At 42.4% G+C, this 13,036-nt stretch carries 13 protein-coding genes and 1 riboswitch; of the genes, 5 read left to right on the top strand and 8 right to left on the bottom strand.

Features of this window, described 5'->3' with window-relative positions; genetic code table 11:
• Positions 1 to 108 precede the first annotated feature (108 nt).
• Both ACFSKT_RS27100 and ACFSKT_RS27095 read left to right on the top strand, forming a co-directional pair.
• Positions 109 to 447, top strand: a complete 339-nt coding sequence (locus ACFSKT_RS27100; protein ID WP_377720704.1) for a DUF421 domain-containing protein — start codon at positions 109 to 111, stop codon at positions 445 to 447.
• Complete coding sequence (locus ACFSKT_RS27095; protein ID WP_377720705.1) at positions 438 to 764, top strand: YetF domain-containing protein; 327 nt, start codon at positions 438 to 440, stop codon at positions 762 to 764. The genes ACFSKT_RS27100 and ACFSKT_RS27095 overlap by 10 nt, the downstream gene beginning before the upstream one ends.
• 235 nt (positions 765 to 999) lie before the next feature.
• Positions 1,000 to 1,109: riboswitch (cyclic di-AMP (ydaO/yuaA leader) on the top strand.
• 436 nt (positions 1,110 to 1,545) lie between these two features.
• Here the strand turns inward: ACFSKT_RS27095 and ACFSKT_RS27090 are convergent.
• From ACFSKT_RS27090 to ACFSKT_RS27070, 5 genes are all read right to left on the bottom strand, one after another.
• On the bottom strand, positions 1,546 to 2,826 hold the full coding sequence (locus ACFSKT_RS27090; protein ID WP_377720706.1) for a Ger(x)C family spore germination protein: 1,281 nt from the start codon (positions 2,824 to 2,826) through the stop codon (positions 1,546 to 1,548).
• On the bottom strand, positions 2,745 to 3,854 hold the full coding sequence (locus ACFSKT_RS27085) for a GerAB/ArcD/ProY family transporter (RefSeq protein ID WP_377776368.1): 1,110 nt from the start codon (positions 3,852 to 3,854) through the stop codon (positions 2,745 to 2,747). The genes ACFSKT_RS27090 and ACFSKT_RS27085 overlap by 82 nt, the downstream gene beginning before the upstream one ends.
• Entirely contained in the window at positions 3,851 to 5,491 is a 1,641-nt protein-coding gene (locus ACFSKT_RS27080; protein WP_377720708.1) for a spore germination protein, read from the bottom strand. The genes ACFSKT_RS27085 and ACFSKT_RS27080 overlap by 4 nt, the downstream gene beginning before the upstream one ends.
• Before the next feature lie 1,033 nt (positions 5,492 to 6,524).
• A complete protein-coding gene (locus tag ACFSKT_RS27075; protein ID WP_377720709.1) occupies positions 6,525 to 7,256 on the bottom strand; it encodes a LytR/AlgR family response regulator transcription factor in 732 nt (243 codons plus the stop codon).
• Positions 7,257 to 7,292: 36 nt separating this feature from the next.
• Complete coding sequence (locus tag ACFSKT_RS27070) at positions 7,293 to 9,233, bottom strand: GAF domain-containing sensor histidine kinase (protein WP_377720710.1); 1,941 nt, start codon at positions 9,231 to 9,233, stop codon at positions 7,293 to 7,295.
• 500 nt (positions 9,234 to 9,733) lie between these two features.
• Between ACFSKT_RS27070 and ACFSKT_RS27065 the strand changes: the two genes are divergently transcribed.
• From ACFSKT_RS27065 to ACFSKT_RS27060, 3 genes are read left to right on the top strand one after another with little or no spacing between them, the layout of a single operon-like run.
• Complete coding sequence (locus ACFSKT_RS27065; RefSeq protein WP_377720711.1) at positions 9,734 to 10,060, top strand: response regulator; 327 nt, start codon at positions 9,734 to 9,736, stop codon at positions 10,058 to 10,060.
• Positions 10,023 to 10,208: a Ger(x)C family spore germination protein gene (locus ACFSKT_RS32675; protein WP_452472545.1), complete on the top strand. Its 186-nt coding sequence runs from the start codon at positions 10,023 to 10,025 to the stop codon at positions 10,206 to 10,208. Before ACFSKT_RS27065 ends, ACFSKT_RS32675 begins: the two co-directional genes overlap by 38 nt.
• 38 nt (positions 10,209 to 10,246) lie before the next feature.
• Positions 10,247 to 10,957, top strand: coding sequence for a PAS domain S-box protein (locus ACFSKT_RS27060; RefSeq protein ID WP_377720712.1), 711 nt, complete (start codon positions 10,247 to 10,249; stop codon positions 10,955 to 10,957).
• Between the two features lie 236 nt (positions 10,958 to 11,193).
• On the opposite strand, the gene hxlB is transcribed toward ACFSKT_RS27060, so the two are convergent.
• The 3 genes from hxlB to ACFSKT_RS27045 form a co-directional block, all read right to left on the bottom strand.
• Positions 11,194 to 11,751, bottom strand: coding sequence for a 6-phospho-3-hexuloisomerase (gene hxlB / locus ACFSKT_RS27055; protein WP_377720713.1), 558 nt, complete (start codon positions 11,749 to 11,751; stop codon positions 11,194 to 11,196).
• A 4-nt stretch (positions 11,752 to 11,755) separates the two neighbouring features.
• Positions 11,756 to 12,388: a 3-hexulose-6-phosphate synthase gene (hxlA, locus tag ACFSKT_RS27050; protein ID WP_377720714.1), complete on the bottom strand. Its 633-nt coding sequence runs from the start codon at positions 12,386 to 12,388 to the stop codon at positions 11,756 to 11,758.
• A 193-nt stretch (positions 12,389 to 12,581) separates the two neighbouring features.
• A complete protein-coding gene (locus ACFSKT_RS27045; protein ID WP_377720715.1) occupies positions 12,582 to 12,962 on the bottom strand; it encodes a winged helix-turn-helix transcriptional regulator in 381 nt (126 codons plus the stop codon).
• Positions 12,963 to 13,036: the final 74 nt, after the last annotated feature.

Below are 13,036 nucleotides of genomic sequence, written 5' to 3'. Positions count from 1 at the left end.
ATAGAACAACTAGTTTGACTGGATGCATAATGTTTTTTCTGTCAGTATGTATTCCTCCTTTAACAGTTAATAATAAGAAAAAATGTATTGGATGAAGGAGGGGCGATCTTGTTTCTTCAATTAACAATCAAATTAGTCGTCGGATTTGTTGTCTTGTTTGTTGTGACGAAATTCATAGGTGGGCGTGAATTAAGACAGTTAAATGTGTTCGATTTTATTTCTGCCATTGTGCTATCGGAGCTCGTGGGGAATGTGCTTTATCAAGATGAGGTGAATGCACTTCACATGTCATATGCCCTTTTGTTATGGACCACACTTATCTATCTGATTGATAAAATCACACTGAAGTTTGACAACACTCGTAAGTTACTAGATGGGGAAACAGAGCTTGTTGTTGAAGAAGGAATTATTAACAAGATGGTTTTAAAAAACATCGAATGGAAGTAAATGAACTTTTAGGAATGTTGAGAGAGAAAGATATTTTTTCAATCCGGGAAGTGCGCTTTGCTTTTATTGAAACAGATGGGAACGTGAGTGTAATAAAGGGGGAAAAGCTACAATATGGACAAGCGGGTCTCAGTGAATTACCGACCCCCTTAATTATGGATGGAAGAATTGTCCGAAAATCGTTACAGCGGCTTAGGAAAAGCGATTCTTGGCTCTACCATGAGTTAAAGAAGAAATCAATTGATGACATTCAGGAAGTTTTCTATGCCGAATATTTAGAGGGACATGGATTATTAGTCCAAACGCAGCTAAAATAGTGAGTATCCAAAATTGAAAACGATTGTTTGCTAAAAAGCTTTTGAACTATGGGAAAGCAAGTATCAACCGAAGGCGATTTGATGGCAGAATGGTTTGAGTTACAGTAAACATTATCATCTTTTACTTGCTCTTTCTCAGGTTAGCCGTACAGAAAAGAGCAATCTTTCTCCCTTTACTGCGTAGGCGCATGCCCATTTTTCAATCCTTTATTTAGGCAGCTGCATAGTATGAAAGTCTACATAAGCGCTTAGTTTTCGGTCCATAAGCTGAAAAGTGGGGGAACTAGTAAACTGGGGCGAACCCGAGTCCGTCAGCTAACCTCGTCAGCAGTGGAAGGGTCTTCATCTTTCGTATTTAGCAATTTCAACCAGATCGCTTGTTTGAGGGCCTCTTTCTGTTTGCTTTGACCCTTATTGGAAGGTCTCTTTCTGTTTGTTTTGCCCCTACTGGCGGTGAAGCGTTAGCTTTTTGACAATATGGCTCTCTTACACCGTTTGGAGATAAAGGAGAGATGGTTGTGCAGAAACAGAAGGTGATGTATATCACAATTGTACCACCATTACATCTACTCAAAACAAGGGTTCTCACTTCACTCTAGTTAGGTTTGACCTCGAAGCCAGGAGATGTAAACATATGCAAGTAAATTCAACGCCGAAAGTATGACGCAAGCCAGTATACCTTTTTCTCCTTTTCTACGCAAATAAATACCATAACCTATGGTATAACTGACGACTGCTAGCAAGGGAATAAGCCGGCTTAGGAACAAGACCCATAGATGCATCATGGAGTGTCTCCCGTAGTTGGCATTAACTCTCTGCCAGTACGTCGAATATGGATATCATAGTTCACGGTTATTTCGGCCTCGGGAAAGTTCTTGCTCCACTCCTTGCTTTTCCACTCCTCATCCGTCAAGCACTTCAGTCTAGCCCTTTTATAAAACTCGAAGAGATCCCCTTTAAATTTGATCTGGGATTTATTTACTAGTAGTTCTGATTCCCTTTCAAATTTTTGGTTTGCAGCGTCTTGTAACGATTTGATCCCTTTTGGGCTCATTATTTTATCGAAGTCCGCTTGAATGCCATTAAGATCCATTTCAATTTGTACCTTCACATGTATTTTGTACGGTTTTTCGTTCATATCGATATGAATCAACGGCTCGGTCTGTTGGGTAAATGTTCCAACGAATACCTTGTTCTCATATCCTGGTACATTTAAGCCTGTCTGGAATGTCCTGAGCTTCTTTCCTTGGAGAGTCATGGCAATCCGACTTTCTTCCCCTGTTAATTGACCAATCATTTTTTGTCCTTTATAAACGGCTGATCCCAAATATTGAATGGGATTTTCACTTCGTGTTGCAAACTGGCCAGGCAAAGTATTTTTCGTGTCTGGAGACTTAGAGAAATCTTTATTACGTCGAAGTGATGCAAGTGTAGTCATTGCCAGTCCGTTAATGCTCTGGGTCTCCATTAGAAATTCCTGGAGCTTCACATTAGGGATATTTCCAGTTAATTTTCCGGTTTGAAGGATCAACTCATACTGTTTGTATAAGAGTCGTTCCATCTGTGGATTATTCTTTTTGATAAATTTTTCGGCTGTTCCCTTACAGGTAATGATCACGATATCGCGGCGAAACTCCCTGTCTCGTATCAAAGATCCAATGGTAGAGATCATATTTCCCTGTCTGGCATACTCCTCCGATACAATTAGAAATTTGGTGTGCAGCAAGCTAAGCTTACGGCTGACCGTTATGTTGATCAAGTCCCTGCTAAGATACACATATGCAGTTTCTAATGTAACGATTTCTGAAGATCGTTCTGCTTTAGGGGACTCGTTGATCATAACAGGCTTGGCAAGATTATAAGTGACCCTTACAGTATTAGGTCCCCCGGACGATGTACCTTTATCAATGCCAATAATTGTTGCAAATGCTCGTTCCTCTAGTTCCTGCCGATCCCAACAACCTGTCGTAATCATCGATATTAATAGAATGGACAAGCAACTAACGAAAGGAACCTTTTTGCTTGCAAATCGCCCAAAATCCAAATAGAAAAAGCATGCCATAAGTGGAATACCCCCCCCCATTTTATTAATTCACGTTCCCAGATCAGTGTTTGGTAAAAGAAGGTCGGAGAAAGAGCTAATAGGAAGTATAGACTGGCGAATCCAATCGCAAGTGGGCGATAGTGGCTCACGGAAAAGATCGTACAAAAAATGTAGGTAATAAAAAACATATTGATTCCCATTTGTGTAAAGTCCATCATCAGCCAAATAGTTGCATAGAAACCTTCCAGATGCTGAATAAATCGATTCACATAGATGTAGCGTGTCATCTCTACAAAAGGAAATGTAATATTCACGCTTGACGGGGTGCCCATGGCTAACTGATAAACCAGGACCAATCCACTTATCATTAGAACCGAGTAGATTGTTCCTCTCCATAGGCCTTTCTCAAAGTCCTTCTGTTCGCGTACAAGATTGGCTAGTAAGCAAAGACCCAACGGTTCACCAAAGTACAGTGAGTGAGAGATCCCTTTTTTAACCAACTGTATAATACCTGGACCCAATAACGGGGAAATATTGTACAGACTTAGATGCTGATATAGCAGCACAACAAGAGTGAAATACATTAATACAAGCCATGGTACAAGAGTCGCTGCCATTCGAGACAAAGTCTCAATCCCTTTCACAACCAAAAGAACTACAAGACCTAATATCAGTAGAAGAATGACAGAGAAGGGGGTATTTGGCATGGTAACGATTTTGATCTGATCAATGCTTAATCGTAAATGGAGAAATCCACTTACGATCATGAGCATGAATACGTTCACTCCATATAACTTTGAAGCCCAGTTTCCAACTTTCGTTTGTAATATAGTCAAGAAACTTTCACCAGGATTTGAACGCATAAAGCGGATAACCGCATAAACAAATAATAGATTAAAGCCCCCACCGATCAAACTGATTATCCATGCAGTTTGTCCCCCTTTCTCAACTAGAAGGTGACTTGAGGCATCGAATATCTTCACAGTTTGCGTAAGTACGACCAAACAAATCCAGCCGTTATACCCAATATGACCATCTTTAATCATGGTTCCTCCCTAGTGTAGCGTGAGCGAAGCCAATTAGTAACCTTCTGCGGACTTCGCTCCTGAAGTTTGGGACGTGTGTGCTGTCCATAATGACTCTGTTTCCACAAAAAACCGCGAAATATAAAGTCAAAATTAGCTTTCATTCTTGGATACATCGGTGCCATAAACGGTACTCCAAAGGATTGATGTGAAGCTAAATATGCAAGTAGGAATACCATTCCGTATGAAATTCCGAAAAATCCTAAAGTGGAACCTAGAATAAAAAAAATAAATCGGCCTATCCTTACTGCAAACGAAAGATCCTGATTGGGGATAGCAAAAGATCCTAATCCGGTAATGGAAACGGTAATGACCAATAGTGGAGAAATGATGTTCGCTTGAACAGCAGCTTGTCCAAGGATCAATGCCCCTACAATTCCGATCGTAGACCCGATAACAACGGGGATCCTTATTCCAGCCTCACGAATTAATTCAAAGGAGATCTCCATAATCAGAACCTCAAGAAAGCTTGGGAATGGTAAGGTTTCCCTGCTTCCCGCAATGTGTAGCATTAGATCAGTTGGGATCATCTCTGGCTGATAGTTCGTAAGCGCAATATATATACCAGGTGTCAATAAGGCAAAGAATATAGCTAATAATCGGATCAGACGGATAAAATTGCTGTAATGCGTACGAAGAAACACATCGTCGGACGTTCCGATTAACGTCCACAATGTTGTCGGACAAATAAGAGCGAATGGCGAACGTTCGGCCATAACAATGACATGTCCATCCAATAGCATACCGGCGGCCCGGTCTGGACGCTCCGTAACCGAAAGTGTAGGGATCAGCGATTTCGGTTCATCTTCCAGCAGTTGTTGAAGGACACCTGTCGGAAGCAAAAAATCAATCTTAATACTTTGAATTCTTCTTTTCACTTCTTCGACCAATTTAGAATTAGTTAAATTCTCCAGATAAAATACACCTGTACTTGTTTGGTTTAGATTTTGATGCATAATGTACTCCGCAACCAAATGTTCTGAGCGTATATAATTGCGAATCAGGGCCGAATTGATTTCCAATGATTCTGTGAAACCTTCATGTGGCCCAAAAATGGTTCTTTCATTTTGAGCATTCTCTACATTCCTTCCTACTTTCAGTCCAGAATCAATTAGGATGGCGCGTCCTTCCATAGGGAGAAGAATGGCTACTTTCCCCATGGTAATCGCCCGCTTCACCCCGTCAATATCATTGCATTCCGAATACAATGGCGCTAGTAAAACGGTACTAAGGACCGTTTCGAACAAAGGTGAACAGGGATCAATCCGTGATTGAATCAGTGGTTTTAGAACTAAATTCTCAATTTTAGCCTGGTCTGATACACCCTTGAGAAACAGCAAATAGCCCGTTGCGATGGAGCCGTCTGTGAAAGTTAAATTGAAGTTGCGTGTAATGAAATCATGATTTTTATGAGCAGAAAAAAGCAACCGGAATACTTTAACGTTCTCATCCAGATCTTCGAGCAATCTCAGGGGGGATAAGGCATCATCTGGTACTGCTGAAGAAGTCTGCTTTCGGTCCCCCAGACTAAACCGATTCTGAAGGGAACTGCCTGGATCGTACAATTTGCTAAATAGTTGCTTCCAAAAATTATCCAAGTTTTTGCATCTCCCTGTTGTAATTTATTTCTTATGATTTCTCTGGAAGTCGCTAATTATACACCATAGTGATTAATCTATAGTTTTGTTGTTTCTACCTGAGCAGCGGCGTTATGCTAACGGATTACCGACGTTACATGTATCGTTGGGGAGAATAATAATAAAATTGATCATTAATGGAGAAGTCATTATGAATGAACAAACCTTAGAGAAGGAAAGCAAGCGCACGATGAAATTGCACAAGACATTGATATTATTGCGGTATTTGTTAATGAGATGCTCTTCACAGTTGGATGGTGGATTAAATTAGCTGAGGCGTTAATACCTTGGATAGTGTGGATTTATGTACGTAAGAGAGACTCTACAAGTCGTCTACTTGGATTTTTTGGGCATTTCTTATGGATTGTGGAGATATCCAGATAAACTAACTCCCAATATTCCATCTTACGTACCATGGGATTTTTCAATGATGCCGTTGCTATAATTCTTCTCATTCAAACAAAGCCTCGAATCCACTACATGTGGAAGGCTTTGTTTTTCAGCTCCATTACATGGTTTGTAGCAGAACCCTTTTATACTTGGATTGGACACTGCGATCCAAAAGAATGGAAATATTATTATTCTTTTCCACTCTATTTGGTAATTTATCTTGTAGCCGATAGGTTAAGCAGGGCAAGTAGTTTTGCTCCAGTAAATATGCGGTAAAAATTGATTGATAAGGGTATGTTAATAGTAAGGAACTGATAAGAAAGGATACATTTCAAGTATCACTGCGGCACACGATATTTCGGAGGGGGAAGAGGGCAATTAAGGTAAGGTCATACGCATTAACAAATTGAGAAAGCCCTTGATCCAGAGAATCGATTGCCGCCTTCCAGGAAGACGGCAGGGCCTACATCCAGATAAGATAAGCGCAAGACCGATACTCGTCATCTGAGTTAGTTTTGATTTGGGACGTCGTGAAGAGACTATAGGGTGGCTCTTCTCGACTGCTATTACGACCTATTCATCGTGGGGAAAAGAATCGAGCATTTTAAGAGTTAAAGGCTTTTATTCTACGCTGTAACTCATCAAATTTAAGTTTGGAGATATGAGCATACTTTTCGCTATTTACGAAGAAGGCGATATAAGTTTGATTTTTGGCTTTAATATGGCTAATTTTAGTTAAATTGATGATGTAAGAGCGGTGCGATAAGAAAAAAAGATCGGAAGATAGGTGTTTAATCATATCACTTATGTTCTCATTCGTTGTAAAACAGCTAAGACTGGTATGAATTTCACACTTTCCACCGACTTTCTCAATAAATAAGATATCTTGGGTTGGAATAAAGTAATAGTCATTGCCGTCCTTAATAGCTAAACGTTGAGCAATGGTTCCAATTGTCTCCGTACGGGCGCCCCGATAGCGTATAACCTTCTCCATGGCCATAAATAACCGAGTCTTTTCAATTGGCTTTACAATGTAATCAACAGCTGAAAGCTCAAAAGCCTGAACAGCATATTCATCATAGCTGGTAATGAAAATAAACAAAAGATGCGGATTAATGCGAAGACAGCTCTGAATAGCATCCATTCCGTTGAGACGGGGCATATTAATATCGAGTAACACCAGATCCGGCATTTGTCTCGCAACCGAATCGATCAGTTCTTCTCCGTTACGGCACTTGTCAATAATAGTGAACTGAGGCAGTTGTCCAATATAAAATTGCAGGAATTCCAACGAATCCTCATTATCGTCTACAAGTGTTACTTTTAGTGTATCCATTGCTACGTCCCTCCTTTAGATTTGTTACACAACAGGTTACTTATTCTGTGATGAAGGAAGGGTAAACCAAAATTTACTTCCTTGATTTTGCTTGCTGTCCACGCCGATTTCTCCGCCCATTAATGAAACATAGTTCCTTGCTATTGTTAGTCCGATTCCAGTGCCTTCAATATTATGCAAGGGATCATAAATGCGAAAGAAGGGTTCGAAAATATCATGAAAATTATTTTGGGGAATGCCAATCCCGGTATCCTCAATACTAATTTTAATTTGATTTTTCTTTTCCTCTAGAGTGCTTCGGATTGTGATTCGGCCGTTGTTGTAGTTGTATTTGATGGCGTTCGAAAGTAAATTAGTTAAAATTTGACGCACACGTATTAGATCCCCAATAACAATGCAAGAGGGCTTGATTCGGTTTTCAATTGTAATATTTTTATCCTTTGACATGGGCTCAATTAATTTTATCGTATCTTCAATGACCTCACTAAGATTGATGTCGGTCAGCATTAGATTAGGCCCTGACTCCGTCTGTGCATGATCTATAATTTCATTGATGAGCTCCATCAAATGGCGGGCGGACTTTAATAATTTCGTCGCTCTTTCAAGCTGTATGCCATTAAGCTGATGTATTTCGTCATCAATCATCATTTGAGAATAGCCGAGTATAGAATGTAACGGTGTTCGCAATTCGTGACTCATCATTGATAAAAAATCGGTTTTAGCTTTACTTGCCTGCTCGGCTTGTTCCTTCGCTTCAATAAGCTCGAGGGCGGTCTTCCGTTTAAGGGTAATATCTCGAAAAATAATGATTTGTTCTCCGGAAGTCCCTTTGTTAGTCACGGAGTACTCAAATATCTTCTTGAGTCCATTCCACACCAGAAGTGTGACTTCTCGAATGTTTTTATCTAAATTTATAATCTCACAGTAGTCAAAAACATTCTTCGAAATCAAATAGCTTGGATCAAGCCCTAGCATATAATAAGCGGAAGGGTTAGCTTCTATAATGTTGGAATCCGCATCGAGCACAATAATTCCATCATGCGCTGCATTAAAAATCTCCGTAAATTTGTTCTCGCTGTATCGAAGTTTGTCATAATTAGCCAATAGTTTCTGATTCGTGGCCTTCAGTTTAGTAATTAGGAAAACTCTCTCAAACGCCATTGCGCATTGGTTTGATATGGTCTCCATTAATTCAAGCTCCGTCCGGCTAAAGGTTGAGCGGGTAGATGAGCCGAAGGATAATGTCCCGATTAACCGTCCATACGAAAGGAGCGGATGGCACGCATATGTTTGAATACCAAAGCCTTTGATGAGTTGGACCCGAGGATCCTCCGATTGCTGAATATTCTCCACAATCATTTTTGTACGTACTTGCGCAACAGTACCACACACAGCCTCGCCGAATTCGAGCCATTTAATCGATTCGGCGGTTTTGGAATCAATGCCTGCGTAATTCATAAGTGACAGCTTATCGGCATTTGGATCATAAATATAATTGAAGTAGACATCAAGTTCTAGATAGTTTGATAAATCTGCAAATAAAGCATCAAGCATTTGTTTTGGCTCTTCGTTAAAGATGATGTGATTTGCAGCTTCGGCAAGAAGCAGAAGTTGTTCATGATTCTTTTGAATCTTGCTCCCTACTTCCTTTTCTGGTGTAAGGTTTTTCATATAAATAAAAATAACTTCCTTTTCAATAAAAACATTCAATTCTATCCATAATTGGGATGGAGAATATATGACATCCTGAAAAAAAGAGTTATCAGAAGATCGAGTAAAGTTCTCTTGCGATTTATAGATAATTTCAATCATCCAATCTGGTAGAACCTGATTGCTTGCACTAACGAAATTTGAAATCTCCAGCAGATACAGCGCAATGCTGTCTGCATTCCGAATTCGATAGTGATGATCGACAAGCAGAAATCCGGATGAGCGATCTTCCAGCGGGCTGCGCACACTGGGGATAAGTGATGACATGAAGTATCTCCCCTCAAGATTAGCGATAATATATTCGGATTCCACATAAATAATGTTACACAAAACAAGCGTAAAATTCTTTATGCAAAATATTCTTCAATTATCTTCTCTAATGTTAAGGAAAGGAATGGACTTCTGGTGTTAGTATAGAACAACAAATATGAAGAGGAAATGGTAACAGTTGAAATGAAAAATCCAAGCAATGAATGGATGAATTTGGTCTGTGAAAAGAGGGGGGAGTGAAGATGGAAGCACCTATTTGCAACCTATCGAAAAGATTATATCGAGCTTTGAAATGCACGAAGAGTATCTCCCTGATGATAGTTTTTTGCCCCCAATCAATTCGACTCGATTCGACAAGATAACAATTGTGCGCTATGATTCGAGTAATCCGAAACAATTCCATATCCAAATAAACATTGGGATATTAAGTGGTCTAGTTACGCATGTGTGTTGTAATCCCTGTCCCATCACATCATAAATAAGAGGGGGGTGAAAAGATGGCGAGAGTATTATTAGCAGATGATAATGAAAGCGTTCTCTTTTTGTTGAACGAGGTTGTGTCCTTCCTTGGACATGAAGTTGTCGCATGCTGTAGAGACGGAGCTCAGGCTAAGGAGGCTTATATGAGCTGCCTGCCTGACATCGTCATCATGGATTATAATATGCCCAAGTTGAACGGTATCCAGGTAGCAAAGTGGATGATGCAGAATAATGAAAGCATGACGAAAATTATCATATGTTCAGGAGATATTGAGGCCGAAATAATCCGACCCATCAGGGAATATTATGAGAGAGAATATCACTGTTACCGCAAAAACAAGTAAGGAATCTAAGTTACTGCTTTCAAGGAAGACTGAATTAATTATGGTAAGCGGTCAACTGCGGGATACTTTATACGGTTTATCATTGGCAAAACGAGGGATTTGGGAATACATCGATACGCTGGTGCGAGACCCTTCGATCTCCCCTTAATGCCCCCCGAGTCTTATGTAAGTGTTACCACTAAGAGGATGCTAGCAGAACAAGCAGATTTATGCGAACAAGGTCAATTTATAATCGAGTGTCGGGAACGAACTGGAAGCAAAAAGTTTGTCGAAGTCTTTACAATAAATAAACACATCGGCGATCAGATATTCGTCTATGGAACCATGATTGACATCACGGGTTCGATACATTCACAAGCTGAATTGTCATTGAGCGAACAAAGGTATCGATCCTTATTTGAGTATAATTCGAATTTAATCTATTCATTCGATCTTCAAGGTAAATTTGACAGTATGAACCCCATGGTGACGAAAACATTGGGATACAGCTTCGAGGAATTGATCCATGTTGATTTTAAGACCTTTATATACCCTGATGATTTGCCGCACACCATGTCCAATTTTATGGATGTGATTAAATATGGCGAGCATCGTGCTTACGAAACGAGAGTTATCCATAAATCGGGTGAAATCAGACATGCCCATATTATTAATCTTCCCATTTATGTAGATAATCAAATTATCGGGGTATACGGTATCGCACAGGACATTACTGATTCAAAACGATATTTAGCAGAAATAAAGAATTTAGCCTATAAAGATCATTTAACGGGTTTTCCCAATCGAAGACGGTTTGAGGAGACCTATCAGGATTACATCTCGACAGGCACGCCTGTTGTAGTGGCAATCGTTGATCTCGATGGCTTCAAGATTGTAAATGATCTCTCCAATCCTTGATGCATATTAAGTATCCGTCGGGATCAATAGGTTAAAGAAACGGCGTCGGCCTGCTGACTCTTGTTATTTAAACAACGAAAATGACATAACGAGGATACCCAAGAAATTAAGAATGACCCGTGGGGTACCGTCGTCATTCCACCTGAGGTTTTATTAATTAACCAGGATGGGCTAGGGCCATCCGGTGAGATACGGACGGACGATGGCCGAGTTGGAAGTTATTCGGCGGATCGGAGCTATTCCAGATTCGCGTGATTGCTGAACATGGCTGCGCCCTCAAGCGCCTTTCTCTCCATCAGATGCATGATGATCGTATCGAGCAGGAGCAGCAGCGTTTGTTCGAACAAGCTGCCCATTGGCTGTCCGGAAGCGGCTGTACCGGCTGCGCCATCCTTGGTCGCGGCCGGCACGACGACGCGGTCGGACGCCAGCCGGCCTAAGGTCGACTCCGGCACAACGGTCAGGACGGCGACCACCGCGCCGAGGCTCTTGGCTTTGGCCGCCATGGCGACAAGGGTTTGGGTCTCTCCCGAGCCGGAGCCCACCACGAGCAGATCGTCTGCGGCAATGCCCGGCGTCACGGTCTCCCCTACCACATAGGCGCGAAAGCCCATATGCATCAGCCGCATCGCGAACGCGCGCATCATGAATCCGGAGCGGCCAGCCCCGGCGACGAATATCGCCTGGGAACTTGCAACCCGCTCCGCAAGCGCCGCGATTTCGTCCGGCCGGACGCCTTGAAGCGTCCGTTCCAGCTCTTGTAAAATGGACGATGCAGCGGTTAGCATCCGCATCGCGTTAACCTTGCTTGATCAACCGCCGCATTTGAGCGGCGACCGCCTGCTTGTCTTCCGAGCTGGTAATGCCGCCGCCGACAATTACGAGATCCGGCTGCGCGCGGATCACCTCGGGCAGCGTTTCGAGCTTGATGCCGCCGGCGATCGCCGTCTTCGCCTGCTTCACGACGCGCTTGATCGTGGCCAAATCCTCGAATGAATTTTTGCCTGCTGCTTGGTGGTCATAGCCCGAGTGGACGCAAATATAGTCTACGCCGAGACGATCGATCTCTTGCGCCCGACCGGCGATATCCTTCACGTTAATCATGTCGACCATGATCTTCTTGTTTTGCTTACGCGCTTCAACGACGGCGCCCTGGATGGTCGCATCGTCCGATACGCCGAGGACGGTAATGATATCCGCGCCCGCTTCAGACGCTTTCATGACCTCGTAGCCCCCAGCGTCCATGATTTTCAGGTCGGCGAGTACTTGCAGCGACGGAAATTCGTCCTTGATCGCCTTGACGGCGTGAAGCCCTTCGTTGATGACGACCGGCGTGCCGATCTCCACGATATCGATGTACGGCGCGACCTCCTTCACCACTTGTTTGGCCTCCGCGATGTTCACCAAATCCAATGCCAGTTGCAGTTTCATATTTAGCCTCTCTCCTTTAATCCATGTTGTTAAACGATGTTAAACGGCGATGGATTCATAGTAGGGCATACCTGAACAATTAAGAAGTACGCACTTTCAAGTAAGTCCGTATCCTCCAGGAAACTTAGGGATGCACAAAAGCAGACCCCATGCGGGATCTGCTTGCTTGAGCGATACGGTTAATAAGCCAAATTCACAGCGGTACGGCCGCCGGCACGGAGTCTCGGCCGAGCACTTGCTCGCCATAACCTTTACCCCACTCGTACATCAGCTTTAGAATGGGCACTAAGCTTTCGCCGTGGGCCGTCAACTTATATTCTACCTTCGGCGGAACGACAGGGTAGACCGTTCGTTCGACCAGCCGGTCTTCTTCCAGCTCCCGGAGCTGGTTGGTTAATATCTTCTGCGTAATCGTGGGAAGGAGCTTCTGGAGCTCGCTGAACCGCTTCGTGCCCTCGATGCCGAGATGCCAGAGAATGATGAGCTTCCACTTACCGCCGATTAGAGCGAGCGTGAGTTCTTTTTCACAGTTGATTTGGTCGATCTCAATACGGGAACGGATATCTTTTGCCAATGCCGAACGCCTCCCTTGGTTGCTGTCGTGTCCCTTAGATTAACGCATTCGATCGAACCTGTCTACTTCAAGGG

The organism is Paenibacillus xanthanilyticus (assembly GCF_042682185.1).
GTDB lineage: Bacteria > Bacillota > Bacilli > Paenibacillales > Paenibacillaceae > Paenibacillus_Z > Paenibacillus_Z xanthanilyticus.
This window is presented reverse-complemented; position numbering and strand designations above follow the sequence as displayed.

Coding starts and splice junctions, on each gene's coding strand:
- ACFSKT_RS27095 (WP_377720705.1), top strand. CDS start 438: ATGGAAGTAAATGAACTTTTAGGAATGTTGAGAGAGAAAGATATTTTT.
- ACFSKT_RS27090 (WP_377720706.1), bottom strand. CDS start 2,826: ATGGCATGCTTTTTCTATTTGGATTTTGGGCGATTTGCAAGCAAAAAG.
- ACFSKT_RS27085 (WP_377776368.1), bottom strand. CDS start 3,854: ATGATTAAAGATGGTCATATTGGGTATAACGGCTGGATTTGTTTGGTC.
- ACFSKT_RS27075 (WP_377720709.1), bottom strand. CDS start 7,256: ATGGATACACTAAAAGTAACACTTGTAGACGATAATGAGGATTCGTTG.
- ACFSKT_RS27070 (WP_377720710.1), bottom strand. CDS start 9,233: ATGTCATCACTTATCCCCAGTGTGCGCAGCCCGCTGGAAGATCGCTCA.
- ACFSKT_RS27065 (WP_377720711.1), top strand. CDS start 9,734: ATGGCGAGAGTATTATTAGCAGATGATAATGAAAGCGTTCTCTTTTTG.
- ACFSKT_RS32675 (WP_452472545.1), top strand. CDS start 10,023: ATGAGAGAGAATATCACTGTTACCGCAAAAACAAGTAAGGAATCTAAG.
- ACFSKT_RS27060 (WP_377720712.1), top strand. CDS start 10,247: ATGCTAGCAGAACAAGCAGATTTATGCGAACAAGGTCAATTTATAATC.
- hxlB (WP_377720713.1), bottom strand. CDS start 11,751: ATGCGGATGCTAACCGCTGCATCGTCCATTTTACAAGAGCTGGAACGG.
- hxlA (WP_377720714.1), bottom strand. CDS start 12,388: ATGAAACTGCAACTGGCATTGGATTTGGTGAACATCGCGGAGGCCAAA.